Source organism: Spongiactinospora rosea (assembly GCF_003315795.1).
In the GTDB taxonomy this organism is placed as follows: domain Bacteria; phylum Actinomycetota; class Actinomycetes; order Streptosporangiales; family Streptosporangiaceae; genus Spongiactinospora; species Spongiactinospora rosea.
Map to the genome: position 1 here is coordinate 800,952 of NZ_QMEY01000001.1, position 24,943 is coordinate 825,894.

22 protein-coding genes and 1 pseudogene are annotated in these 24,943 nt (G+C 71.9%); 13 read left to right on the forward strand and 10 right to left on the reverse strand.

The window, feature by feature from the left end; translation table 11 throughout:
• Nucleotides 1-2: 2 nt before the first annotated feature.
• Nucleotides 3-254 (reverse strand): hypothetical protein, encoded by a 252-nt coding sequence (locus tag DP939_RS04180; RefSeq protein ID WP_113978975.1) that lies wholly within the window; start codon nt 252-254, stop codon nt 3-5.
• A complete protein-coding gene (locus tag DP939_RS04185; protein WP_113978976.1) occupies nt 251-1,687 on the reverse strand; it encodes an FAD-dependent monooxygenase in 1,437 nt (478 codons plus the stop codon). The genes DP939_RS04180 and DP939_RS04185 overlap by 4 nt, the downstream gene beginning before the upstream one ends.
• A gap of 95 nt (nt 1,688-1,782) precedes the next feature.
• On the opposite strand from DP939_RS04185, the gene DP939_RS04190 reads away from it, so the two are divergent.
• Nucleotides 1,783-2,439 (forward strand): TetR/AcrR family transcriptional regulator, encoded by a 657-nt coding sequence (locus tag DP939_RS04190; RefSeq protein WP_113978977.1) that lies wholly within the window; start codon nt 1,783-1,785, stop codon nt 2,437-2,439.
• A gap of 5 nt (nt 2,440-2,444) precedes the next feature.
• Here DP939_RS04190 and DP939_RS04195 read toward each other — a convergent pair whose 3' ends face one another.
• Genes DP939_RS04195 through DP939_RS04205 form a run of 3 tightly spaced genes read right to left on the reverse strand, consistent with a single transcriptional unit; the run spans nt 2,445 to nt 5,415 of the window.
• Nucleotides 2,445-3,290: a carbohydrate ABC transporter permease gene (locus tag DP939_RS04195; RefSeq protein ID WP_113978978.1), complete on the reverse strand. Its 846-nt coding sequence runs from the start codon at nt 3,288-3,290 to the stop codon at nt 2,445-2,447.
• The gene (locus DP939_RS04200; RefSeq protein WP_113978979.1) at nt 3,287-4,156 is read right to left on the reverse strand and encodes a carbohydrate ABC transporter permease; all 870 of its coding nucleotides are present in this window, start codon (nt 4,154-4,156) and stop codon (nt 3,287-3,289) included. The genes DP939_RS04195 and DP939_RS04200 overlap by 4 nt, the downstream gene beginning before the upstream one ends.
• A complete protein-coding gene (locus tag DP939_RS04205) occupies nt 4,156-5,415 on the reverse strand; it encodes an ABC transporter substrate-binding protein (RefSeq protein WP_113978980.1) in 1,260 nt (419 codons plus the stop codon). Before DP939_RS04205 ends, DP939_RS04200 begins: the two co-directional genes overlap by 1 nt.
• A gap of 132 nt (nt 5,416-5,547) precedes the next feature.
• On the opposite strand from DP939_RS04205, the gene DP939_RS04210 reads away from it, so the two are divergent.
• The 5 genes from DP939_RS04210 (at nt 5,548) to DP939_RS04230 (ending at nt 9,308) form a co-directional block, all read left to right on the forward strand.
• Nucleotides 5,548-6,288, forward strand: coding sequence for a GntR family transcriptional regulator (locus DP939_RS04210; protein ID WP_113978981.1), 741 nt, complete (start codon nt 5,548-5,550; stop codon nt 6,286-6,288).
• A gap of 95 nt (nt 6,289-6,383) precedes the next feature.
• Nucleotides 6,384-7,808 carry a PTS ascorbate transporter subunit IIC gene (locus tag DP939_RS04215; RefSeq protein WP_113978982.1) on the forward strand — a complete coding sequence of 475 codons (1,425 nt, stop codon included), beginning with the start codon at nt 6,384-6,386 and terminating at the stop codon, nt 7,806-7,808.
• A 22-nt stretch (nt 7,809-7,830) separates the two neighbouring features.
• A complete protein-coding gene (locus DP939_RS04220) occupies nt 7,831-8,133 on the forward strand; it encodes a PTS sugar transporter subunit IIB (RefSeq protein WP_113978983.1) in 303 nt (100 codons plus the stop codon).
• Entirely contained in the window at nt 8,130-8,579 is a 450-nt protein-coding gene (locus DP939_RS04225; protein ID WP_113978984.1) for a PTS sugar transporter subunit IIA, read from the forward strand. The genes DP939_RS04220 and DP939_RS04225 overlap by 4 nt, the downstream gene beginning before the upstream one ends.
• Nucleotides 8,580-9,308, forward strand: a complete 729-nt coding sequence (locus DP939_RS04230) for an SIS domain-containing protein (protein ID WP_113978985.1) — start codon at nt 8,580-8,582, stop codon at nt 9,306-9,308.
• Nucleotides 9,309-9,347: 39 nt separating this feature from the next.
• Here DP939_RS04230 and DP939_RS04235 read toward each other — a convergent pair whose 3' ends face one another.
• Both DP939_RS04235 and DP939_RS04240 read right to left on the reverse strand, forming a co-directional pair.
• Complete coding sequence (locus tag DP939_RS04235; protein WP_113978986.1) at nt 9,348-10,199, reverse strand: ABC transporter permease; 852 nt, start codon at nt 10,197-10,199, stop codon at nt 9,348-9,350.
• Nucleotides 10,196-11,143, reverse strand: a complete 948-nt coding sequence (locus tag DP939_RS04240) for an ABC transporter ATP-binding protein (protein ID WP_199564922.1) — start codon at nt 11,141-11,143, stop codon at nt 10,196-10,198. The genes DP939_RS04235 and DP939_RS04240 overlap by 4 nt, the downstream gene beginning before the upstream one ends.
• Before the next feature lie 80 nt (nt 11,144-11,223).
• On the opposite strand from DP939_RS04240, the gene DP939_RS04245 reads away from it, so the two are divergent.
• From DP939_RS04245 to DP939_RS47570, 3 genes and pseudogenes are all read left to right on the forward strand, one after another.
• Nucleotides 11,224-11,937, forward strand: coding sequence for a MerR family transcriptional regulator (locus DP939_RS04245; protein ID WP_113978987.1), 714 nt, complete (start codon nt 11,224-11,226; stop codon nt 11,935-11,937).
• 115 nt (nt 11,938-12,052) lie between these two features.
• Nucleotides 12,053-12,130: pseudogene (locus DP939_RS49065) on the forward strand (epoxide hydrolase N-terminal domain-containing protein); the annotation flags it as partial.
• A gap of 68 nt (nt 12,131-12,198) precedes the next feature.
• Nucleotides 12,199-12,372, forward strand: coding sequence for a hypothetical protein (locus DP939_RS47570; RefSeq protein WP_225878033.1), 174 nt, complete (start codon nt 12,199-12,201; stop codon nt 12,370-12,372).
• A 63-nt stretch (nt 12,373-12,435) separates the two neighbouring features.
• Here DP939_RS47570 and DP939_RS04255 read toward each other — a convergent pair whose 3' ends face one another.
• Nucleotides 12,436-15,663 (reverse strand): chitinase C-terminal domain-containing protein, encoded by a 3,228-nt coding sequence (locus tag DP939_RS04255; RefSeq protein WP_158578456.1) that lies wholly within the window; start codon nt 15,661-15,663, stop codon nt 12,436-12,438.
• 276 nt (nt 15,664-15,939) lie between these two features.
• Between DP939_RS04255 and DP939_RS04260 the strand changes: the two genes are divergently transcribed.
• The 4 genes from DP939_RS04260 to DP939_RS45310 are packed head-to-tail and all read left to right on the forward strand — an operon-like array spanning nt 15,940 to nt 19,926.
• Complete coding sequence (locus tag DP939_RS04260; RefSeq protein WP_113978994.1) at nt 15,940-16,962, forward strand: PHP domain-containing protein; 1,023 nt, start codon at nt 15,940-15,942, stop codon at nt 16,960-16,962.
• 23 nt (nt 16,963-16,985) lie between these two features.
• The gene (locus DP939_RS04265; protein ID WP_147267859.1) at nt 16,986-17,219 is read left to right on the forward strand and encodes a hypothetical protein; all 234 of its coding nucleotides are present in this window, start codon (nt 16,986-16,988) and stop codon (nt 17,217-17,219) included.
• Nucleotides 17,216-19,339: a hypothetical protein gene (locus DP939_RS04270; protein ID WP_113978999.1), complete on the forward strand. Its 2,124-nt coding sequence runs from the start codon at nt 17,216-17,218 to the stop codon at nt 19,337-19,339. The genes DP939_RS04265 and DP939_RS04270 overlap by 4 nt, the downstream gene beginning before the upstream one ends.
• 35 nt (nt 19,340-19,374) lie before the next feature.
• Nucleotides 19,375-19,926 carry a hypothetical protein gene (locus DP939_RS45310; protein ID WP_147267860.1) on the forward strand — a complete coding sequence of 184 codons (552 nt, stop codon included), beginning with the start codon at nt 19,375-19,377 and terminating at the stop codon, nt 19,924-19,926.
• A gap of 185 nt (nt 19,927-20,111) precedes the next feature.
• On the opposite strand, the gene DP939_RS04280 is transcribed toward DP939_RS45310, so the two are convergent.
• Nucleotides 20,112-21,065 (reverse strand): DNA polymerase domain-containing protein, encoded by a 954-nt coding sequence (locus tag DP939_RS04280; protein WP_113979004.1) that lies wholly within the window; start codon nt 21,063-21,065, stop codon nt 20,112-20,114.
• Nucleotides 21,062-24,916 (reverse strand): nSTAND1 domain-containing NTPase, encoded by a 3,855-nt coding sequence (locus DP939_RS04285; protein WP_113979007.1) that lies wholly within the window; start codon nt 24,914-24,916, stop codon nt 21,062-21,064. Before DP939_RS04285 ends, DP939_RS04280 begins: the two co-directional genes overlap by 4 nt.
• Nucleotides 24,917-24,943: the final 27 nt, after the last annotated feature.

Below are 24,943 nucleotides of genomic sequence, written 5' to 3' on the forward strand. Positions count from 1 at the left end.
GGTCAGGCGTTGTCGGCGAAGGTGATCACGATGTCGCGGCCGTTGGCGTAGCTGACCACCGGACGTCCCAGGCTCTCGCCCGCACGGCGGGCCACCGCCTGGAACAGCTCCACCATGTCCGGAGTGTCGGCCGTGACCCGGAAGCGCCCCTTGGTGGTCAGCGTCTCCGTCACGAGCGCCGTGAAGGTGGCCTCCGCGCGGGGTCGTTCGTCGGTGGTGAGCGGGGTGTGGCGGGGGCTGAGGGGGTGGGTCATCGCTGAGCTCCTGTTGATCGTCCGGCCCCCAGCATGCCACCGAACCAGGTGGCGAGCGCTTCGCCCAGGTCGCCATGCCCGGCGGTCCAGGCGACGTAGCCGTCCGGGCGTACAAGTACCCCCGGGCCCTCGCCCCCCGACTCCGCACGGACCCGATCTTCGTACCCCAGCGGGGCAGGGCCGGCGTTCAGGAGGAGGGCGCGGCCGTCGGGGAGGTCGTGGCCGGAGGCGAAGGGGGCGTAGTCCACTCCGGTGCCGTCCATCATCACCGCGAAGTGCTCGTGGGCCTCGGGCAGGCGCAGGGTCTCCGCAAGGACCTCGCGCAGGGCGTCCACCTGGGGGCCTGGGCGCATGAGGGCGACCTGGGCGCGGGTGTTGCGCAGGACCTTTTCCGCGACCGGGTGGCGTTCGGCGGTGTAGGTGTCGAGCAGCGCGTCACCGGCCCGGCCCGTCGCGGCCAGGGCGAGCTTCCAGCCGAGGTTCATCGCGTCCTGGAGGCCCAGGTTGAGACCCTGGCCGCCGATCGGGGAGTGGACGTGCGCCGCGTCGCCCGCGAGCAGGACCCGCCCCTTGCGGTACGTGTCGGCGTGGCGGGTGTTGTCGCTGAAGCGGATGCCCGTGGTCAGCCTGGCCACCCGTACGTCGAGCCCGGTCACCCGGCTCAGGCTTCCGGCCAGCTCGGCGGCCGTCATCGGCTCGTCGCGGTCGTCGGGCCCGCCGTCGAACTCCAGAGTGGAGATCTCGCCGGGCACCAGCGACGGGGTGACCAGCCCGCCGGGGGCGCGGATCGACGAGGTGATCTGGCCCGGGTCGGCCAGTTCGGTGAGGGCGGTCCGGCCGGTCATCGTGGGCGGCGTACCGGTGAACGCGAACCCGGACCGCTTGCGCACCACGCTGCGCCCGCCGTCGCAGCCTGCCAGGTAGCGGCCGGTGATCACCTGTCCGTCGGTGAGTATGGCCGACGCGCCCGAATCGTCCTGGACGACATCGACCACCTCGCACCCCTGCCGGACCTCGACCCCCAGCTCGGCCGCGCGAGCCGCCAGCACCGCCTCCAGGTCGTGCTGCTTGAGCATGACGTACTCGGCGTTGCCGGACTCGTCGAGCAGCGGCAGGCCGCTGAAGTGGCCCCTGATCATGCGCTTGCCGGTGAACTCCACCAGCAGCCCGATCATGTCCTCCGCGCCCGGACGGCGATACTCGCTCAACTCGTCGAACAGGGCCTGCTGCGCCGCCGCCATCGGCTCGGCCAGGCCGCGTAACGCGAGCGACTGCAGGCTGCGGGCGTTGATCGAACGCAGCCCCAGGCTCCGCGCCGCCCGCCCCTCGCCCGTCGCGGCCTCCAGGACCAGCGGCTCCGCCCCGCCCAGCTTCAGCTCGCAGGCCAGCAGCAGGCCCACGGGCCCGCCGCCGACGATGATGACGTCAGCCATGATCGCTCCTTACGTACACTGTATGCTTACGCCGTAAGTACTAGCACATACGCCGTAAGCTCTGTCAATCGGCACCGGCGGAAAAGGACGCGCGCATGGCCCGGCGGGAGACCCTGAACAGGGAGAAGGTCTTGGACGCGGCACTGGCCCTGGCCGACGCCGAGGGCCTGTCCGGCCTGTCCATGCGGCGGCTCGCCAAGGTGCTCGGCGTCGAGGCGATGTCCCTCTACAACCACGTCGCCGGCAAGTCCGACCTGCTTGACGGCCTCGCCGAGCGGGTCATGGGCCAGATCGAGCCGGCCGACCCCCGGTTGCCCTGGCCGGAGCAGGTCCGAACGCTGGCCCTCGGCATGTACCGCGTCCTGCGCCGCCACCCCGCCGTGCCGATGGCCCTGGTCACCGACCAGTCCAACCCGTCCGCCGAATCCTCGCTCAAGCCGCTGGACGCGCTGGTCGGGGCGCTGTTCTCGGCCGGGTTCGACGAGCAGGGGGCGTGGCGGGCGCTGGGGGCGGTCAACAGCCTGGTGTACGGCTCGCTGGTGCTGTCCACCGGCGGGTTCACCGGCGATCCCGCCCGGCATGCGGGCGAGCCGAGCGCCAGCGCGTACGTCCGCAGGCTCGACCCCGAACGGCTGCCGCACTTCAGCAGGCTGATGCACGGCACCCAGACGGGCGTGGACCCGCAGGCCGACTTCGAGTACGCGCTGGACGTGCTGATCAAGGGCCTGGTGGCCACCGCCCCCACCAGGTGACGGGCTCAGCCCTTCGCCGAGCCGAGGGTGAGCCCGGCCACGAAGTGCTTGTGCAGGAGCTGGAAGACCACCAGCGTGGGCAGCGCCACCAGCAGCGAACCGGCCGCCAGCAGGTTGTAGTCCGTGAAGAACTGGCCGCGCAGGTTGTTCAGCGCGGAGGTGATCGGCAGCTTGCCGCCCGAGGTCATCAGCACCAGCGCCCACAGGAAGTCGTTGTACATCCAGGTGAACTGCAAGGTGCCGAGCGCGGCCAGCACCGGGCGGCACAGCGGGAGGGTGAGCCGCCAGTAGCGTCGCCACACCCCGGCCCCGTCCACCAGCGCGGCCTCGGTGATCTCGATCGGGATCGTGCGCATGAAGTTGGCCATCACGAACACGCAGAACCCGAACTGGAAGGCCACATGGATCAGGATCAGCCCGAGGTAGGAGTCGTAGAGCGACATCGAGTCCGACAGCCACCAGGGCAGCGGGACCAGCGTGTAGAGGCTGTAGAGCGGGGTGATCAGCACCTGCGGCGGCAGCAGGTTGCCCGCCGTGAACACGATCAGCAGGGTCCGGCGGCCGGGGATGGGCAGCCTGGCCACGGCGAACGCGGTGAACGACGCGACCAGCAGGGTCAGCGCCAGCGCGGGCAGCACCACGATCAGCGTGTTCAGGTAGTACTTCGGCAGCTCGGCCTCGGTCCAGGCGCGGGCGTAGTAGTCGAGCGTCAGCGACTCGGGCAGGGAGAAGTAGCCCAGTCTGGCGGTCTCGGCGTACGGGCGCAGCGAGGCGTACACCGCGAGCACCGGCGGCAGCACCCACCCCAGCGCGACCAGGCCCAGAAAGACGTGCAGCGCCGCCCGCTTCACCGGTCCTCCCGGAAGATCTGCGACAGGTAGACGACGATGAACCCCGTGGAGATCACCAGGAGGATCACCGCGATGGCCGAGCCGAAGCCGATCCGCGCCGCCTCGCCCACGATGTTCTCGGTCACCAGCACCGACAGCAGTTCCAGGCCGTTGCGGCCCTTGTTGATCGCGTACACGATGTCGAACGCCCGCAGCGCCTCGATCACCGTGATCACCAGCACGATCACGTTGACCGGGCGCAGCGCCGGGAAGACGACCCTGAAGAACGTCTGCGTCTCGCTCGCCCCGTCGATGGCCGCGGCCTCCTTCAGCGCCGGATCGACGGACTTGAGCCCGGCCAGGTAGATGATCATCACGTAGCCGGTGTGCCGCCAGCCCGCGGCGAGCATGACCACCCAGAGATTGATCGAGGAGTCGCCCAGCCAGTCGGTGGTCAGCCCGGTCACCGCGTTGAGCACGCCGTAGTCGGCGGAGAAGACGAGCTGGGCGATGAACCCGACCACCGCCAGGGACAGCACGACCGGGAGGTACAGGGCGCTCTGGTACACCCGGGACAGGCGCAGTCGCCGGTCCAGCAGTACCGCGCACAGCAGCCCGAACGGCGTGGCGATCAGCGCGAGGAAGCCCAGCCAGAGCAGGTTGTTGCGGACGGCGGGCCAGAACGGCGGATACTCGCCCGCGAGGTCGGCGTAGTTGCCGCCGCCGACCCAGCGCGGCTGCCCGATGCCGTCCCAGTCGGTGCCGGACAGCACGATGGAGGCGAGCGCCGGACCCCAGATCAGCGCCAGTTCCAGGGCGATGGCCAGGCCCAGGCCCACCGCCACCACGGCCCGGTCCCCAGCGGAGTAGCGCCGTACGGGGGCCATCAGCGGAAGATGTTCGCCTTCTGCGCCTCGATGTCCCGCAGCAGGGCATCGATGTCGTCCGGGTGCCCGATGAACCGCTGCAACGCCGGGATCATCACGGTCGAGGCGAAGTCGGGCCGGGTGTCGCGGTCCAGGAACTGCGCGATGTGCCGGGCGCCGGACACCAGCTCCGCCGCGCGCTGCTGCAGGGAGGTGTAGCCGCGGGTGTCGGCCTTGGCGCTGCACGCGAGCGTGCCGGGGTCGAGCTCGGTGGCGACGTTCTGGGAGGAGGCGGCGGCGAGGTGTTCGAGCAGCGCCTTGGCCCCGGTGACGTTGCGCGCCTTGGCGGAGATCATGTAGCCGTCGATGGGGGCGTCGATGGCGTCGGTGCCGTACTTCGGGTTGATCTCCGGGAAGGTGAAGAGGTCGAGGTCGTCCAGCTCGCCCGGGGGGAACTGCTGGGCGACGAACAGCCCCAGAAGGTACATCCCGGTCTGCCCGCGCGCCAGCGACTGCGCGGCCTCCTGCCAGGTGCGGCCGAGCGCGGCCGGCTGATGGTGGGCCAGCAGGCCGCGCCAGGTGTCGAGGACCGCCTTGACCCTGCGGTCGGTCCAGGACTCCTTGCCCGACATCAGCGAGATGTGGAAGTCGTAGCCGTTCAGGCGCATGTTGAGGATGTCGAAGGTGCCCATGGCGGGCCAGCCGTCCTTGTCGGCGAACCCGATCGGGATCAGCCCGTCGCGTTTCATCCGCCCGGCCAGCGCGGTCAGCTCGTCGAGCGTCGCCGGCGGCCGGTAGCCCCGGTCCGCCCACACGCTCTTGCGGTAGAAGATCGCCCACGGGTAGTAGGTGAACGGCACGAAGTACTGTTTGCCGTCGGCCGCGGAGGACGCGGCCTTGAGCGCGGGCGTGTAGTCCTGGCCGATCCGCCGCCACACGTCGGAGACGTCGGTGGCCAGGCCCTGTTCGGCGAAGAACCGCATCCGGTAGCCGGAGAACCAGGTGAACACGTCGTCGGGCGTGCCGCGCAGGTAGCGGTTGATGTTCTCCTGGAACGTGTTGTGGTCGACCGTGTTGATCCGCACGCTCGCCCCGCCGAAGCCGTCGACCACCGTCTGCAGCGCCTTCTTGGGGATCGCGTCGGAGGCGTTGGAGCCGATGCTGACCGTACCCGCGCCCGAGCCGCCCGGTGGCCCGCCGCACCCGGCCAGCGCGGCGGGCACGCCGAAGGCCGCCGCGCCGAGCAGCGCCCCGCGGCGAGTGATCATCGGCTGGCCCATCGCGGCTCCTTCGCCCCGGCACCCGTTGTCACGGAGAGCTGTTCCCCGGTAACGGATCGCTGATTCAAGGAATCTCCAAGTGGTATTGACCAATATGCCGGATTGCTCCTACTGTGGGCGGTAGTGAACGCGATGGAGGTGGCCGGGGTGTTGTCCGCCGAGGAGCCACAGGTGAAGACGAAGCGCGGTGCGGTGCGCATCGCGCTGCTGGCGATGCTCGACGCCATGCGGCCGGGCGACGCGCTGCCCCCCGAACGCGGCCTCGCCCAGGAACTCGGCGTCTCCCGCCCCACGCTGCGCGGCGTGATCGACCAGCTCGTGGCGGACGGACGGCTCCGCCGCAAGCAGGGCAGCGGCACCTTCGTGGCCGAGCCCAAGATCGCGGTGCCGCTCACCATCAGCTCGTTCACCGAGGACATGATCCGCAGAGGCATGCGCCCGGGCGGCCGGCTGCTGTCCTTCCGGCGCGGGGCCGCGGGCCCCAAGATCGGGCGCAGACTGGCCGTCTCCCCGAGAGAAGAGGTATTCACCATTAGACGCCTGCGGCTCGCCGACGGCGCGCCCATGGCGATCGAGACCCTGTACGTCCCCGGCGACCTGCTCCCGCACCTGACCCGCGACGCGCTCGAAGGCCGCTCGTTCTACGAGCTGCTGCGCGAGCACGGCATCGTGATCGCCTCCGGCACCGAGACGATCGAGCCGACCGTCACCACCCGGGAGGAGTCAGAGGAGCTGGACGTGCCCGTGCACGCCCCCGCCTTCCTGTTCAAACGGCTGAGCCTCGGCGACGACGGCAAGGCCCTGGAATACGTCAGATCCATCTACCGCGGCGATCGGTACCGAATCGAACTGGAACTCCGCCCGCCGCACTGAACCCCCATCGGCGATTCGGACGTGGCCCGCCACCCCCGATAGCGATGATCAGCAACATCCGTCTTCAGGTCACCAAGGACTGAGGTGGACCCACCGTGGACATCGTCAAGAACATTCTCACCTTCCTGGCCGACAACGTGTTCGGCCAGGTCCCCATTCTCATCGGACTGATCACCTTGGCCGGGCTGCTGCTGCAGCGCAAACGGTTCGAGGACACGGTGGCGGGCGCACTGCGGGCCACGATCGGCGTGGTCATCCTGTTCATCGGCATCGAGGTCCTCACCGGCGGCCTCAGCAGCTTCCAGACCGTACTGGCCAGCGCGATGGGCACCACCCCGCCCAAGGCCGACCGGACCCTCGCCGACTTCCTCGGCACGCACGGCGGCACGGTCGCGCTGGTGATCACCGTGGCGTTCGCCGCCCACGTGGTGAACGTGCGGCTGTTCCCGGCCGCCCGCTACCTCTACCTCACCGGGCACCTGATGTTCTGGGTCAGCGCGGTGACCGTGGCCTCGCTGGTGACGATCGCGCCGGACGCCGACCAGCTCACGCTGGTGCTGTGCGGGGCGGGGTTCGTGGCCGCGTACTTCACGCTGCAACCCCTGTGGATGCGCCCGCTCATGCTGCGGGTGATGCCCGACGACAAGTTCGGGTACGCGCACACCAGCTCACTGACCGCGCTGCTCACCGGCTACGTCGCCCGGCCGTTCGGGAGCCGCGAGAAGCACGACACCGAGAAGCTGAAGCTGCCCCGCCAGCTCTCCTTCTTCAAGGACGTGAACGTCAGCACCGCCCTGATCATCGCGGTGATCATGCTGATCGCGGTGGCGCTGGCCGACTCCAAGGTGGTCGGCGAGCAGGCCGCCGCGATGAACGAGAGCCTGTCGCCGTGGGTGTGGGCGCTGCTGGTCGCGCTGCGCTTCGCGGGCGGCATCGCGATCCTGCTGTTCGGTGTGCGGATGTTCCTGGCCGAGATCGTGCCCGCCTTCAAGGGCGTCAGCGACAAGGTGATCCCCGGCACCCGGCCCGCGCTGGACGCGCCCACCGTCTTCCCGGTGGCCCCGACCGCCGTGATGTTCGGCTTCGTGGCCTCCACCGCGACGTTCCTGATCTGCCTCGGGATCTTCGCCGCGGCGGGCTGGTTCACCCTGGCCCCGCCGATGATCATGCTGTTCTTCGTCGGCGGCGCGACCGGGCTGTTCGGCAACGTGGTGGCGGGCTGGCGCGGCGCGCTGATCGGCGGCGTGCTGACCGGGCTCATCCTGGCCGTCGGCCAGGCGCTGACCTGGGGACTCTTCCAGAACACCGCGCCGGAGCTGGCCGCGCTCGCCGACCCGGACTGGTACGCCATCGCCTGGCTGCTGAAGGCGGTGGACCCACTGATCGGCGGGGCCTCGGTGTGGGCGGTGCCGATCGTGGCGCTGGCCGTCACCGTGGCGACCTTGGTGATCGTCGGCCGCAGGCAGGCCAGGCGGGCCGGCCGGGCCGGGCAGACCCCGGTGGCCGCGGCGGAGAAGTGAACGACACAGGAGGGGGAATCTGATGGCGCTCGACCGGAGGCTCGACGTCCTCGCCGTGTGCGGGGTGGGCATGGGCACCAGCCTGATGCTCAAGATGACCGCCGAGGACGCGCTGAGCACGCTCGGCGTGGACGCCCGGGTGGAGAACACCGACATCGGAAGCGCGCGGGGGATGAGTCCCGACGTGGTGATCGGCCAGGGCATGCACACCTCCGAGTTGGAGGATCTCGCGCCCGTGGTGATCACGGTCAGCGACTTCCTGGACAAGGAGGGGCTGGTGGAGCAGTTGCGCGAGCGCCTGTCCGAGAAGGGCTGGCTCGCATGACGGCGGTCGGGGCGAGCGACGGGGTCACCGCCGCGGACTGGCGGGAAGCGGTACGCGCCGCGGCCGGGGTGCTGGTCGGGCTGGGCGCGGCCGGCCCCGGCTATCCGGACGCGTGTGTCGGCGTGGTCGAGTCCAGCGGGCCGTACATCGTGATGGCCAAGGGCCTGGCGCTGGTCCATGCCCGGCCCGAGGAGGGCGGGCTCGCGGTGGGCGTGGGCGTGACCCGGCTGGCCGCGCCGGTGGACTTCGGGCACCCGGACAACGACCCGGTGGACCTGCTGCTCGCGTTCTGCACCCCGGACGCGGACTCGCACGTCGCGGCGCTGTCCACGCTGGCCAGGCAACTCCTCGCGGGCCTGGCCGACCGGCTGCGCGCCGCGCCCGACCAGGACGCGCTGGGCGAGGTGCTGCGCCAGGCGGTGGCCGGCGACCAGGGGAGGGCGTAGATGGCGGAGCTGGGCGATCGGGTGCGCGGGCTGCTCGACGACCTCGACGCGACGTCCGGCGCGGCGATCGGCGAGGCCGCCGCGCTGCTGCTCGGCTCGATCGAGGCCGGGGGCGTCATCCATGCCGGGGGCGCGGGCCACTCGCTGGCGATGGTCTTCGAGACCTTCTACCGGGCGGGCGGCCTCGCGCCGGTGCGGCCCATGTGGGACGAGCGGGTGCAGCCGCTGGCGGGCGCGCTGCGCAGTACCGACGCCGAGCGCCGGCCGGACCTCGGTCGTGCGGTGGTCGAGGCGTACGAGCCCCGGCCGCCCGACGTGGCCGTGGTGTTCTCCACCAGCGGGCGCAACCCGTATCCGGTGGAGATGGCCCAGGAGTGCGCGGCGCGCGGCGTGCCGGTCATCGCGGTGACCTCGGCCGCCGCCTCGCGCGGCGCCGCCGACCGGGCCGGGGGGACGCTGGCCGGGCACGCCACGGTCGTACTGGACACCTGCGTGCCGCCGGGCGACGCCGTGCACCCGCCGGACGCCCCGCGCACGGCCGCGGTGTCCACGATCCTCGCGTCCTACGCGTGGGCCCGGCTGCTGGCCGAGCTGGACGACCTCGCCGCCGCGCGCGGCGTCGAGCTGCCCCGCTGGGTCAGCGCCAACGTACCGGGCGGCGACGAGATCAACGAACGGCTGCTGGCCCGCTACGGCGACCGCATCCCGGAACTGACCATGAACCGCTGACCCGGCGGGCCGCCGGGGATTCGGCCCCCGGCGGCCGGCTCACATGGGGCGGCGCATCGCCTTCTCCTTGCGCGCGGCCACGGCCGACCCCGACTCGCGCCTGGCCATCCGGCGCAGTACGCCGGGCGCGACCAGCAGCCCCGCGACCGCCCACACGCCGAGCACGACCACCGTCTCCAGCGGCCGGAACGAGGCCCCGATCTCCGCGGCGGCCAGGCCGTCGGGCAGCAGCGCCGACCGCATGCCGAGCCCCAGCCAGTAGATCGGGAAGACCTGGGCGAGCCACTGGAGCCAGACCGGGAAGCCGGTGATCGGGTAGAACACGCCGGACACGGCGACCAGCCCCATGACCGGCAGCATCACGATGCCCAGGCTCTGCGCGCTGTTGAACATCGATCCGAGGATCGCGCTGACCGGGATCATCGCCACCAGCCCGAGCGCGAGCACCCCGGCCAGCACGAGCCAGGACGGCACGCGGCGCAGGTCCAGTCCGTCGAAGGCGAACGCCGACGGGATCAGCACGATGAGCACGCTCACCGTGGCCATCCCGGCCGAGGTGAGCACCTTGCCGACCAGGTAACCGGTCATGCCGTCCGGGATCGCCTTGGCCCGCAGCAGCGTGCCGTCCTCGCGGTCCACCGTCAGCCCGGCGGCCAGGTTCAGGCAGATGAACGCGACGTTCATGGCGATGATGCCGGGGACGGCCTGCGAGCCGAGCGAGAAGGTGGTGCCCGGCACGGTGTTGCCGCGCAGCACGAACATCACCACCACCGCGATCAGCGCCGGTCCGGCCGCGCCCCAGACGTCCCAGAAGCTGGTGAGGTTCTGGCGCAGCTCGATCCCGCCGCGCTGGAACCCGGCCCGGTAGGCCGCCGCCCGCGCGCCGCTCATCGGGCCGCCTCCGTCAGGTGCGCGGCGGGCTCGGTACGCCGTCCCGACTCGAACTCCCTGACCATGGTCAGGTAGATGTCCGCCAGGCTCGCCCGGCGTACCTCCAGGTCGCCGACCGCCTCGCCGTGCTCGGCGAACAGCCTGCGCACGTGGCCGGTGGCGTCCTCCACGGTGCGGGCGTGCGGCTCGCCGTCGATCGTGTACCTGACCTCGGCCTTGGTCTCGAAGCGGCGGGCCAGTTCGGCGGCGGTGCCGTCGGCGACGATCTCGCCGCCGGCCAGCAGCAGGATGCGGTCCGACAGCTTCTCGGCCTCGTCCAGGTCGTGGGTGGTGAGCAGGATCGTGGTGTCCATGCCGGACAGCCGCAGCATCAGCTCGTGGAACGCCTGGCGGGCCTGCGGGTCGAAGCCGACCGTCGGCTCGTCCAGGAACAGCAGGTCGGGGTTGCCGATGATGCCGATCGCCACGTCCAGCCTGCGGCGCTGGCCGCCGGACAGCCGCCCGATCCTGGCGTCGGCCTGCTCGGTCAGGCCGACGAGGGCCATCAGCTCGGCGGTGTCGTACGGCCGGGGGCGCTCCGGCGTGCCGTAGGGGGTGTAGTAGCGGCCCAGGTGGGTGAGGAGTTCGCCGACCCGCCACTTGCCGTGGTCGCGCCAGGACTGGAGCACGATGCCGAGCCGGGCCCGCCACGCCTCGTCGCCCTCGCCGGGGTCGGTGCCGAGCACGCGCACCTCCCCGGCCGAGCGTTTCCGAAAGCCCTCCAGGATCTCGATCGTGGTGGTCTTGCCCGCCCCGTTGGGGCCGAGCAGGGCCACCACCTCGCCGCGTTCGGCGCGGATGTCGATCCCGCGCAGCACGTCGGCCGAGCCATAGCGCATGCGCAGGCCGTGTGTCTCGAAGGCGGGATCGGTGCTGGAATGAGAGGGGGATCGCTGGGTTCCCATGGCTTCAAGTGTTCCATTGAAGTGCTTTGTTGAGACTTGAGTGGAGATTTCCGGCAATAAGTGCCGATAACCTTAAAATTGTGGGTGATACAGGGCGGGTGCTGCGTCCGATCGATCTGGCGCGCGAGGCCGGCATCTCCGCCCAGCAGGTGCGCAACTACGCCGACGACGGCATCCTGCCGCCCGCCCCGCGCACGCCGTCCGGCTACCGCAGGTTCGACGCCAGGCACCGGGCGGCCCTGCTGACCTACCGGGCGCTGATGCGCGGGTACGGGCCGGACGCCGCGCAGCGGATCATGCTGGCCGTGCACGCGGGTGACGTGCCGCTGGCGCTCACCGTGGTGAACGCCGAGCACGCCGCGCTGCACGAGCAGCGGCTGTCGCTGGAGGCCGCGGGCGCGGCCGTGGCGGCGGTGGCCGAGCGGCCCCCGGGCGCGACCGGCGTGCCCCGCGGCGGCCTGCGCATCGGCGAGGTCGCCGCCAGGCTGGGGGTGCGCACGTCCGCGCTGCGGGTGTGGGAGGCGGCGGGACTGCTCACGCCGCGCCGGGAGCGCGGCACGCGCTATCGCACGTACGGCGAGACCGACCTGAGGGACGCCCGGATCATCCGCATGCTGCGCCAGGGGCGTTACGGGTTCCCGCAGATCCGGGCGGTGCTGGACGGGCTGCGCAGTACCGGGAGCGGCGAGGCACTGCGCGCGGCCATCGACGAGCGCCGCGCGGCGCTGCTCCGGCGGACCGCCGCGATGCTGGAGGGGTCCGGGCGGCTGCACGACTACCTCGGCGGACTATAGGGACGGGAGCTGTCCGGCACTGCCGCCAGACTGCTCGCATGCAGACACCACAGCCCTGCAGGCCGACCTTGACGACCTGAACGAGCGCCTGGCGCGGACCCGCTGGCCCGACCAGTTGCCCGGGGTGGGCTGGTCCTACGGCGTGAACCGCGACTACCTTCAGGAACTCGTCGAGTACTGGCGGACCGGATACTCCTTCCGCGAGCATGCGGCCCGGCTCAACCGGCTGCCCCGGTTCACCACCACGATCAGCCCTCACCGGTGCCGACCGGCGTGGCCGACTTCGCCGGCGACGGCGCGATCCGCGGCCTGGCCGAGCTGTCCAACACGGTCACGCACTGGTCGGAGTACGACCGGGGCGGCCACTTCGCCTCCCTGCAGGCCCCTGACCTGCTGGTCGCCGACATCCATACCTTCTTCCGAACCGTGCGCTGAAAAGGGCCGGGCCACCACCCCCGTGCGGGAGTGGTGGCCCGGTCGTCGATCACTTACCTTGGATCACTTCTGGGGACCGGCCGCGGGCAAGGACCGCGGGTAGTCCTGGACCAGGGCGTAACTCTTACCGCCGAACGCGAGCACCCAGTTGGACGGGCTCGCGATCGGCAGCCGGTAACTGAGGTTCACCTCGGCGCTCGCGCCGTTGGCGATGGTCTGCCAGCTCGGCAGGGTGAGGGTCACCCGGTGGAAGTCTCCCTTCAGCCCACCGACGTTGTTGCCGGTGTGGCCGGGCTGCACCGACATCGTCCAGCCGGACTGCTGGCTCATGTCGCCCGGCGCGGAGGTGCCGTACTCGAACGTGAACGTCGCCCCGCCCGGGATGGTCTGCCCGGAGTTGTTGGTGATGCGGAGCTTGGGAGTGATCGGGTAGTTCGAGTCACCTGTCGGGTAGTTCACCAGGTCGGCCTTGACGTTCACCGTCTCGGTCGGCATGGTCTTGTCGGTCTTCAGATGCTTGTACGGCGTGGCGTTCTTGAACTTGTCGTACAGGATCGAGGTCAGCGTGGTGCCCATGAACCACTCGCCCTGGCCGTTGTTCCGGGAGGCGTCCCAGGCGTAGTCGCCCGCCAGCTCCCAGATCATGACGCCGCCGAGGCCCTTGTCCACCACGTAGTCGGCCTTCTTGGTGATCGACTGGTCGTCCTCGGTGGAGATGAACACCTTCTTGTTGGCGTTCCACAGCCACGGCGCGCCCATGGTGTTGTCGTAGTGGCGGGTGTAGGTGCCGCTCAGCTTGTCGGCCGGGTCGGTGTCGGGGTCCAGGCCGTAGTCACGGATGTAGCTGCCCTGGATGCCCTGCGCGAGGTTCTTGGCGTGCCACATCGGGTTACCGCCGCCGAGCACCTCCTTGCCGTCCTTGTCCAGGTCGTGCCAGACGTTGTCGATGCCGACCGCGCCGTGGCCGCACGGTGTGGTCGAGCCGACCGTGCCGCCGGTGCCCGGCGGGCACTTGGTCTGGTCGGGCAGCGCCGCCTTGCCCCACAGGCCGTTCGTACCGCCGGTGACACCCTGCCAGCCGCGTGTGTAGTACGGCACGCCGATGTTGATCCGGCCCGCCGGAACCGCGCCGCGGAAGTAGTGCGCCGCCCAGTCGGTGTTCAGGTAGCCCATGCCGTAGGTGCTGTACACGGCGCCGTCGACCTGCTCGACGTCCTTGCCGTCGTCGAACAGCGCGGCGTTCGGGCCCACGAAGTGGTTCCAGGCGCCGTGCAGGTCGTAGGTCATCATGTTGATGTAGTCGAGGTACTGGGTGATCTGGTGGCTCTCCTGGCCGCGCAGCAGCCAGCCGGAGGCCGGGGCGGCGACGGTCAGCATGTAGTACTTGCCGTCGGCGGCGCTGGCCGCGTCCAGCTTCTCCCGCAGCGTCTTCATCAGCTTGACGTACTGGCCCATGAGGGACGCCCGGCGCGGGTTGGAGAACGTGAAGTCGTCCGGGTTGCCGGCGTAGTTCATCGAGGTGGCGTACTCGTAGTCGATGTCGGCGCCGTTGAAGCCGTACTTGCGGACGAAGTCCACCACCGAGTCGGCGAAGGTGTTGATGCCCGCGTCGGTGCTGGCCATCGTGTAGAAGCCGCCGGAGGCGACCCGCTTGCCGTTGTCGTCGATGTAGCCGCCGGTCTCCGCCCAGCCGCCGATCGAGACCAGCGTCTTGACGTTCGGGTGCTGCTTCTTGAACTTGTTGAGCAGGTTGAAGTGACCCTTGTAGGAGTACTCGGGGTCCATCTCGGCGCCCGGCACGCCCGGCCACTCACGGCCGATCGCCGGGTTGGTCGGGATGTTGCCGCCCACCGACACCTTGTTCTGCGAGTCGATGTGCGCGAACGCGTAGTTGATGTGGGTGATCTTGTTCCACGGGATGTCGCTGGCCAGGTAGCGCGGCGCGCCGTTGGCGCCGTCCCGCCAGCTGGTGAAGTAGCCGATGATCCGGCGCTTGTGGTCCGAGCCCAGCTTCTCCCGGCCGTCGGTGTCGTAGACCTGGCAGTACGGCGGCTTCACGCCGGGGGTCTGGTACAGGCCGTCGGGACGGCAGTTGCCGCCGCTCTGGCCGATGGTGACGGAGATCTCGTTGCTGAGCGGACCCACCTGGCCCGCGGTGTCCTTGGCGCGAACCGTGTACTTGTAGGTGCCCGCGGTCAGCCCGCCGATCGTGGCCGTGGTGCCGGTCACGGTCTGCACGGCGGTGCCGTTCTGGAGGACGTCGTAGCCCGCCACGCCGTGGTCGTCGGTGGCGGCGTCCCAGGCCAGCGAGACCGAGTCGGACGTGGTGTTGGTGCTGCGCAGGTTGCCCGGCCGGGTCGGCGGGTCGTCCTGGCCCTCGTCCGGGGTGGTCACCGAGACCGCGGCGCTGACCGGCGAGAGCTGGTCGGCGGTGTCGCGGGCGCGGACGGTGAAGCTGTAGGTGGTCTTGGGCGTGAGGCCGGTGACCGTGGTGCTGGTGCCCGTGACGGTGCTGACGACGCTGCCGTCGCGCAGGACGTCGTAGTTCTTGACGCCCCTGTCGTCGGTGGAGGCGTCCCAGGTCAGCTTGGCGCTGGTCGGCTTGATCTCACTGCCGCGCAGGTTGGTCGGCCGGGTGGGCGGGTCGTCCACGCCGTCGTCGGGGGTCTTCACCGACAGCGCCGTGCTGACCGGGGAGAGCTGGTCGGCGGTGTCGCGGGCGCGGACGGTGAAGCTGTAGGTGGTCTCGGGGGTGAGACCGGTGACGTTGGCGGTGGTGCCGGTGACGGTGGTCACGACGGCGCCGTCGCGCAGGACGTCGTAGTTCTTGATGCCCTTGTCGTCGGTCGAGGCGTTCCAGGCGAGGGCCGCGCTGGTCGGGAGGACCTCGGTGCTGCGCAGGTTGGTCGGCGCGGTCGGCGGGGTGTCGGTGGGCACGCCGTCGCACGACTCGCCGTTGAGCTTGCAGTTCTGCGGCGCGCCGAGCGTGCCGCTGTAGGTCACCAGGAACCCGAACGACACCGAGGCGCCGGGGTTGACCGTGCCGTTCCAGGACCGGTTGTTGAACGTGTGGTGGGTTCCGGAACTGGTGAGCAGAGCGTCCCAGTACGACCCCATGCGCACGTTGGAGGCGAGGTCGAACTCCACCTTCCAGCTCGGCAACTGCGCGCTGCCGCCATTGGTGATCGTGCAGGTGTACTGGGCGCCGGTGCCCCAGTCCTGCGCGGTCTTACAGGCTGCGGTCGGTCCCGCCGCCGCGCCCGCGGGGACGGCGGTCGCCGCCACCCCCATGCCGAGGAACAGGGCAAGGGCGCCTAACAGCGCCGCTGCCCTGCTTCCCGGTCTTCTCGCTCTTGTCGGCCTGATCGCCATCGTTGCTCCACATCGCGGGGGGTATGGGTCTTTCGCCGGTGAAAGCCCAGGACATAGAGAGCACATTTAGGAAAGTTTCCTAATTGTTAGTGGAAAGGTAGCTCCCCGCGCTGTGCCCGGCAAGACCCCTCCCGCCCCATGGGGGCAGATTTGCGGTGGGGGGCGGTCTTATGGCGGCGGCGGTACGTTTGCCACATGGACCCGGTCCAAGCGCTGCGTGACATCGCCTTCCTGCTGGAACGGGCGGGCGAGCCGACGTACCGCGTCCGCGCCTTCCGGCGCGCCGCCGCGGTCGTCGCGGACCTGCCCCGCGATGAGCTGGAACGGCTGGCGGGCACGGGCGGCCTCGCCACGCTGCCCGGCATCGGCAAGGTCACCGCGCTGGCCGTCACCGAGGCGCTGGCCGGGGACGTGCCGACGTACCTGCGCCGCCTCCAGGCCACCGCGGGCGACGACCTCGAAGCCGAGGCCGCCGCGCTGCGCGCGGCCCTGCGCGGCGACCTGCACAGCCACTCCGACTGGTCCGACGGCGGCTCGCCGATCGAGGAGATGGCGGAGGCGGCCATCGCGCTGGGCCACGAGTACCTGGCCCTGACGGATCACTCGCCCCGGCTGACCGTCGCCAACGGCCTTTCGCCCGCCCGGCTGCGCCGCCAGCTCGACGCCGTGGACGAACTGAACGCCCGGCTCGCGCCGTTTCGCGTCCTCACCGGCATCGAGGTGGACATCAACCCCGACGGCACCCTCGACCAGGACCCGGCGCTGCTCGACCGGCTGGACATCGTGGTCGCCAGCGTCCACTCCAAGCTGCGGATGAATCGGTACGAGATGACCAGGCGCATGGTCACCGCCATCGCCGACCCCCGGGTGGACGTGCTCGGCCACTGCACCGGCCGGATCGTCCGCGCCGGAGGCCGCAGGGGCGGGCTGCGGCCGGAGTCGGAGTTCGACGCCGAGCTGGTCTTCGAGGCGTGCCGCAGGTACGGCGTGGCCGTCGAGATAAACTCCCGCCCCGACCGGCAGGACCCGCCCAAGCGGCTGATGCGCCTGGCCTGGGAGATGGACTGCCTGTTCGCCCTGGACTCCGACGCCCACGCGCCCGGCCAGCTCGACTGGCAGCGCTTCGGCTGCGAGCGCGCCGCCCGCTGCGGCATCGGTCCCGACCGGGTGATCAACACCTGGCCGCTCGCGGATCTTCTGGGCCTGACAGGCAGTTGATAGGCGGCTACACTGGGTAGTCTATGGGTGGGCTGGATCGCACGGCGATGGAGGCGGCGGTGGCCCGCATCCAGCGGATGTCCGACGAGCACGGGCGGGCGCTCGACGAGTCCTGCCGCCTGCTGGCCGACGACGCCTGGCTCGGTCCGGCGGCCGTCCGCTTCGGGCAGGAGGTCCACGGCCTGCGGCACGACCTGCGCTCGATGCTCGCCCGCGCGCTGGCCGACGCCCACGCCGGGCTGGCGGTGGCCCGGTGAGCCCCGGGCCCGGCTTCACCGGTGTCCGGCAGCCCGCGTTCGACCTGCTGGTCGCCGGGCACGGGCGGGCGGGCGAGCAACTGGGGGAGCTGGCCGGGCTGCTGTACGGCGAGCTGCGGGCGGCCGGTCTGGACCCGACGCCCGCGCTGCGCATCCGCGAGATCGCGCGGCGGGTGAGCGCGCAGGGCGCCGACATCCGCCGCAGGCAGCGGCTGATCAGGGAGCTGGAACGGCAGCAGGTCGCCTTCGGCGCCTGCACGGCCACGGGCACCTTCTTCGCCGTCCCGGATCGGGAGGCGGCGGCCGAGGGGCTGCTGGCGGGCGACGCGGCGCGGCGGGCCGTACGGGGGGAGGCGGGGGCGATCCGGCGGCTGGAGTCCTACGCCGCCGCCGGTCCGGACGACCCCGACTTCGTGCGGGCCTTCGTGGGCACGCTGGGCGGGGCCGGGGTGGCCGGGGTTCCGGGCGTACTGGTCTGGCGGATCGGCGACGCCCTCCGGCACGGCGACGGCGCGGGGGCCGAGCGGTTCGCGGCCCAGGCCCGGCGGGTGCTGACCCTGCTGTCGGCGGCCGTGGCCAGGGCCACCGACCCTGACGATGCCGCTTTCGCGGGCGATGACCTGCTGGCGGAGCTGGTCAGGGAGGGCAGGGCCCGGCACACCGCCTTCGGCGTCACCTACTACGGCTACCAGGCCCAGGCGCTGCTCTGGCGGTTCGGCGGCCACGCCTGGTCCCGCCGCTTCATGGAGGTCGCGGGTCGCGACGCCATCGCCTTCGAGCGCGAGCTGTACGCCGGCCGCTGGCAGGCCCGTACGGGGCCGCTCGGCCTCGGCGCGTCCCAGGTGGCCCTGCTCGACCTCGCGGCGATGCTCGGCACTGTCATTCCAGGCGCGGGGGACTCCGGCCGGGGCGTACTCGACGCCCTCTTCACCGCCGCCGCCCCCGACCCCGCCACGGCCCAGGCCCTGCTCGACCACACCCCCGCCGGCTGGGACCGCTCCACCCTCTCCTACCTGCTCACCACCCGCCTGGACGCCTTCGCCCTCACCGGCGGCCATGCCTCCTTCGGCCGGCTGCTCCAATCCGCCACCACCGGCCAGGACGCCATCTCGGCCCGCCTCGCCACCGAGCTGGCCACCACCGTCTCGGCCCACCTCGACGGCGTCTTCGGCGTCGGCGACGACGGCGAACTCACCATCGCCGACCCGGCCGGGCTCGCCCGCGTCGCCCCACTGCGCCTCCCCCTCGCCGCCGCCCTCGCGGCCCGCATCGGCGACCTCACCGACGCCTTCGTCAACCACGGCCGCCTCGGCACCCTCCCCTCCGAACGCCTGGACCGCCTGCTCGCCTTCGTCAACCGCGACGAAGCCGCCTTCGACCTCCTGGTCCGCGCCCACGCCGAACACATGCGCGCCGCCCTCAACACCATCCCCGACCTCGGCTCCGCCCTTGAGCGAGGCGATTTCGACGGCGACGGCACCCTCTCCGCCGCCGAACGCGCCCACCTCCTCAACCGCCACTTCACCAACCGCATCGTCGAGGAGGCCCGCCTCTTCGGCCACCTCCTCGAAACCCGCGCCCAGGCCCTCGTCGCCGCCGGCCAAGACGCCAAACGCACCGACGATTCCCTCCGCACCATGGTCCGCGACTCCCTCGGCCTCCTCCCCCTCCCCGGCGCCACCCTCGCCGGCACCCTCGCCAAGGGCGCCTTCGGCGATTTCCTCACAAAGGGCCACGAAAAACTCACCACCACCGGCTACGACCAAATCGCCAAACACATGGCAGGTACATCAGGGATGCCGTTGGACATGGCTTATGAGGATCTTTCCCACAATGAACGGGCGGTCGAGCGGCTGACCGAGCAAATGATCATCACGACCATGCTGACCAATGGCATGTTCGACGACGACTCGGTCCAAGGTCGAACGTTCGCCACCGGCGGCGACCCTGCCACCATCAAACCCATCAAAACGATGACATCGGACGAATTCAGGGATTTCCTAAAGTGGGCGCGCAGGAACAGCGAAGTCAGCGACCTGCTGCAACGAGCCCGCGACACCTTGGGTAACACGGACGACGCGCGGCGCAATCTCAGGCTGTCACCCCGGAGAGGCGATTGATGGCGGCGACAGCATGGCGACCCATCATGGCCTTAGTGGCTGTGGTGCTTTCTTCCGGCTGCCTCGCCGGCAGCAAGGCGGGCCGGGTCGCCCCGACGCCCCATCTAGGCCCCCTGGTCGATGCGGCGCCGTACATATGCGGATTCGTTCCTGAGGGAGCACTACGTCGGATCAGCGGCTACACCGGCCGGCTGACGGATCGCCGCAGTGGGCTCTGGAAGAGTTCCGGCGACTGCCGAACGCCTGACGTCATCCCCGAGCCGTTGTCGCTCGGGTGGGCCCAGCGAGATGGCGACAAGGTGCTGGAACGGCTGCATGGGGGAGAGTTCGCCAGGTTCGGGCCCGTTCCGTTGCCAGCTGACCTGGGCAAAGGGTCCGTCCTCCTGCTGGACGATCCTCCCGGCTCGGTCACCGACCCCTACGACGTCGTCGGGGTCTTCCGATGCGGGGGAGTCCGTCCGTGGATCAACATCTCGCTGGCGCGGGTGGCCGAGGGGAGGGATGCGGTCAGGGATTTGACGGAGTTGATGCGGATCGCGCAGCGGCGGTACGGGGAGTTGCATGGGTGTGTGCCGCGGCCCAGGTGAGCGGGACGGCGGAGCGGTGCGCGGATGTGGGTGGGGCACCGCTCCGCCGGGCTGCCGTCCGGCGGCGCAAGGCGGACCACCATGCCGTTCCCCTCCCTGCGGGCGCGGTACGTGCCGGACGGTTCGGGTCTCATCATGGGCGGGGCCCCGGACAAAGCATGGACAGATGCTGGACAGAAGACCGGTCAGTCGCCGTCCGTGCGGCGGCGGGCGCGGGCGCGGCGTTTGCCCTCGTGCATGGCCTGGACGCGGGCGACCGGGATGGTGTGGCCCTGCTCGATCAGGTCGGCGGGGAGGGGCTGGGGGGCGGGCATCAGGGTGGACCAGGGGTCGGTGCCGGCGAGGAGGCCCACGGCGGTGTGGACGGTGAAGTCGGCGGGGGAGACGCGGTCGAGGTCGTCCCAGGCGACGGGGAAGGAGACCGGGGTGCCGTGGCGGATCCGCGGGCTGTAGGCGGCGACGATCGTCGCGCCGCCCGCCCGGGTGGAGTCCAGGAAGACCTTGCCCTGGCGGTCCTCGCGGATGAAGGCCGTGGTGGCGAGGGCCGGGTCCAGTCGTTCGGCGCGTACGGCGAGGGCCCGGGTGGCCGCGGCCAGGTCCTCCATGGCGATCCCCGGGACCACCGGCACGAAGATGTGGACGCCCTTGGCCCCGCTGGTCTTCACCGCGCCGGACAGGCCCGCGTCCGCCAGGGCCTGCCTGACCAGCAGCGCCGCGGCCACCACCGGCCGGAAGGACTCGCCCTCCGGCGGGTCGAGGTCGAGCACCATGTGGGTGGCGTGGTCGCCGCGCACCAGCGCCGGGTGGTACTCCACCGCCCGCTGGTTGGCGAACCACAGCAGCGTACGCCGGTCGTCGCACAGCGCGTAGGACACCTGCCGCTGGGAGGCCGCCGCCCACAGCGAGACCGTCCGGATCCAGTCGGGGGCGTACTTCGGCACGTTCTTCTGCATGAAGGGCGCCTGGCCCGGCCGGACCCGCAGCACGGACAGTGGCCGGTCGCGCAGCGCGGGCAGCAGGCGGTCGCTGATCTGGTCGAGGTAGTCGACCAGGTCGCGCTTGGTGGCGTTCGCGCCGTCGAAGAGCGGAGCGCCGAGGTTGGTCAGCGGCACTCCCTCGCGCGTCTCATCGCCGGTCATCCGCCCCACGATAGCGGGCGGGCGCAGGGCGGCAGGAAGGCCGTGCCGGGCAGGTAGCGGTTCCATTCCGCGCGGGTGACCGGGGGATGGGCCAGGCCGCAGACCTGCGCGGCGACCCGGCCGAGGTCGGTGTCCCAGAGCCGGGCGGTGGCATCCGCGCCGCCGGTGACCAGGGTGGAGCCGTCGGGGCTGAACGCGGCCGACAGCACCCGGGCGGTGTGGCCCGCCAGGACGGCCGGCGGGCCGGGGGCGGCGGGGTCGGTGATGTCCCACAGCCGGGCCGTGCCGTCGAAGCTGGCGGTGGCGACCACCCGTCCGCCGGGGTGGAAGACGACGTCGGAGACGGCGTTCGCATGGCCGGTCAGGATGGCGACGGGGCGCGGGGCGGCGGGGACCGTGATGTCCCACAGCCTGGCCGTACCGTCCGCGCTCGCGGTGGCCAGCAGCCGCCCCCCGGGGTGGAAGTCGACGTTCATGACGGCGTTCGTGTGACCGGCCAGGATGGCGGCCGGGCGCGGGGCGGCGGGGGCGGTGATGTCCCACAGCCGGGCGGTGCCGTCTGCGCTCGCGGTGGCCAGCAGCGTGCCGTCCGGGGCGATGGCGACGTCGTCCACCGCGTCGGTGTGGCCGGTCAGGATCGCGAGCGGGGCCGGGCGGCGGCGGTCCGCGACGTCCCACAGCCGGGCGGTGGTGTCCTGGCTGGAACTGGCCACGATGCGCCGGCGCGGGTGGTAGGCGACGCCCGTCACGTTCAGCGTGTGCCCGACGAGCCGGGACAGCGGCACCTCCGGGCGCTCGGCGTCCCACAGCCGCAGCGTGCGGTCCAGGCTCGCGGTGACCAGCGTACGGCCGTCCGGGCTGAACGCCGCGCCGGAGACGTTGTCGGTATGCCCGCCCGGCCGGGCCCGTACGGCGGGCCGCCCCCGCTCGCTCAGGTCCAGCAGTTGCGAGGTCTTGTAGCTCCCGGCCAGCAGCGCCTTGCCGTCCGGGCGGTACGCCACCGCGTTGACCGTCCCGGTGTGCCCGCCGATGACCGGCGCGCGTACGCTCCACAGCCGTACCGTGGTGTCCTTGGAGGCGGTCGCCAGCCTGCCGCCGGACGGGTCGAACGCGACCCCGTAGACGACGTCGCCATGGCCGCTCAGCGTGACCGGCGCGCCCGCGAACTTCGGATCGGCGATGTCCCACAGCCGCGCGGTCAGGTCGTAGCTGCCGGTGGCGATCGTGTGCCCGTCCGCCGCGAACGCGATCGACACGATGCCGCTCTCATGGCCGGGCAGCTCGGCCAGGAACCGGGGGCGGCGTGGGTCGGCCACGTCCCACAGCCGCAGCGCGTTGTCGAAGCCGCCGGTGGCCAGGGTACGTCCGTCCGGGCTGAACGCCGCCGCCAGCACCCGGTCCGCGTGCCCGGTGAGCGTGGGCAGCGCGACCGGACGGGCGGGGTCGGTGACGTCCCAGCGCCACACCCGCGCGTCGCCCCCCGCCGCGACCAGGGTGCGCCCGTCGGGGCTGAAGGCCGTCTCGTTGAACACGCCGGGCAGCGTGGCGAGGGTCCTCGGGCGGGCCCTGTCGGTGATGTCCCACAGCCGCGCGGTCTCGTCCTCGCTCACGGTGGACACCGTGCGGCCGTCGGGGGCGAAGGTGATCTCCGAGATCCGGCCGGCGTGGCCGGTGAGCGTGGCCAGCGGCCTCGGCCGGCGGGGGTCCGTGACGTCCCACAGCCTGCCGGTGGTGTCGCTGCTGGAGGTCGCGAGCAGTTCGCCGTCCCTGCTGAACGCCACGTCGGTCACGTCGTCGGTGTGCGCGGTCAGCGTCGCGAGCGGCAGCGGGCGGCCCGCGTCGGTAACGTTCCACAGCCGGGCGGTGGCGTCGGCGCTCGCGGTGGCCAGGACCCGCCCGCCGGGGTGGAACGCCACGCCGAACACCGTCGCGCGATGGCCGGTCACCCGGGTCGCGAAGGGCGCCGACAGGCTGCTGAGCAGGCTCCCGCGGGCCTCAGCGGTGGGCGCCAGCCGGTACGCGGCCAGGGCGAGCTGCGCGGCCAGCGCCGGGTTGGTGGCGCGCAGCGCGGTGGTCTCCGCGGCGACCTTCCGCGACAGCGCCTCGTCGCGCTGCCGGGTCGCCGTGCCCTCCGAGCGGATCGCCGCGAACGACGCGCCGAGCGCGAGCACGAGCGACAGCAGCAGCGCGCCGATGGTCCGGTACAGCCTGCGGGTACGGCGGCGCGCGTGGCGCACGCTCGCGTCGAAGAACGCCAGGGCCAGCGGCGGCAGCTCGGACCGGTGGTCGCCGATCCACTCCTGGGCGGCGGCCAGCCGGGCGCCCCGGTAGAGCGCTCCGGGGTCGCGCCCGTCGCGCTGCCAGGACTCCGCGGCGGCCACCAGCCGCCGCCCGGCGATCAGGCCCGCCCGGTCGGCGTCCAGCCAGGACCGCAGCCGGGGCCAGGCGGTCAGCAGCGCCTCGTGGCTGATCTCCACCGTGCCGGTGTCGGCGGTGATCAGGCGCTGCGCGATGAACCGGTCCAGTACGTCCTCGGTCTCGGCCTGGGAGGCGTCGCCGCGGGCGGCGAGGAGTTCGGCGGTGGTGGCCCTGCGGCGGGTGTCGGCGGTGTCGGTGCCCAGGTGGACCAGGTGCAGGAACAGCCGCCTGGCCACCTCCTGCTGCTCGGCGGACAGTGAGTCGTAGACCGCGCCGGCGGTGGCGGCGACCGCGCCGTCGATGCCGCCCACGGCCCGGTAGTCGGCGACGGTGAGCTTCTTGCCGCGTCCGTGTCGCCAGCTCGCGTACAGGGCGTGCGACAACAGCGGCAGGACCCCCGGCTCGTGCGCCCCCTTTCCCCCGCCGGGCGGGGCGACGTCGCGGAGGAGGAGTTCGACCAGGCCGTCCTCGATGGGGGTCCTCGCCCGGCGGGCGGGTTCGACGATCGCCTCGCGCAGTTCGGCCGCGCTCATCGGCCCGACGGTGATCTGACCGGCGCGTACGGCGTCCACGAGCTGCGGGTACCGCAGCGCGGGCGCGTAGAAGTCGGCGCGCAGCGCGATCACCACCAGCGCCCCGCCCGAGGCCGCCGCCGACGCTCCGGCCACGAACAGGCGTCGCTCGCCCTCGTCGTCGCACGCGGTGAACAACTCCTCGAACTGGTCGATCACCAGCACCGGACGCCCGCCGCCCGCCTTTCCCGCGTAGTCCGCGCAGCGGCCGGGGTCCGCGCGTACCGCCTCGGTCACCTCGGCGACGGGCGCGGCGGCCAGGGCGGCCAGTCTGGCCGCCAGTTCGTCCACCGGCCGGGGGCCAGGGGTGAACAGCTCGATCGGCCAGTCCGCCGAACCGGGCAGCGCCCCGCCGCGCAGCGCGGCGATCAGCCCGGCGCGCAGCAGCGAGGACTTCCCCGAGCCGGACGCGCCGACCACGACCAGCACCCCCGCCCCGGTCGCGAGCCGCTCGATGAGCAGGCCGGTCAGGGCGCGGCGGCCGAAGAACCAATCGGCGTCCTCCGGCTGGAACCCGGCCAGCCCCCGGTAGGGCTCGGGGCCCGCGGGCCGGGGACCGGGCGCGCGGCGTACCCGGTGCCAGGCCGCCAGCCAGCGTTCGGCCTGCTCCGGGTCGCGCACCCCGCACACCTCGAGCACCCGCAGCAGCAGGTCGCGGGAGGCGCTGGCGGGCAGCCCGCGACCGGCGAACCAGTCGCCCACCGTCGTGTGCGCCCCCTGCACGCCGATCTTGGCGGCCACCTGCCGGACGGTCAGCTCCGCCTGCTCGCGAAGCAGCGACAGCTCCGTGGCGAAGTCTTCTCTGCGTTGCACCCGGTCCGGGTCGGGCGGCCCGCCGGGCGCTGGCGACGAGGTGGGCATCCGGCCTCCTGACGATGACTGGTACCT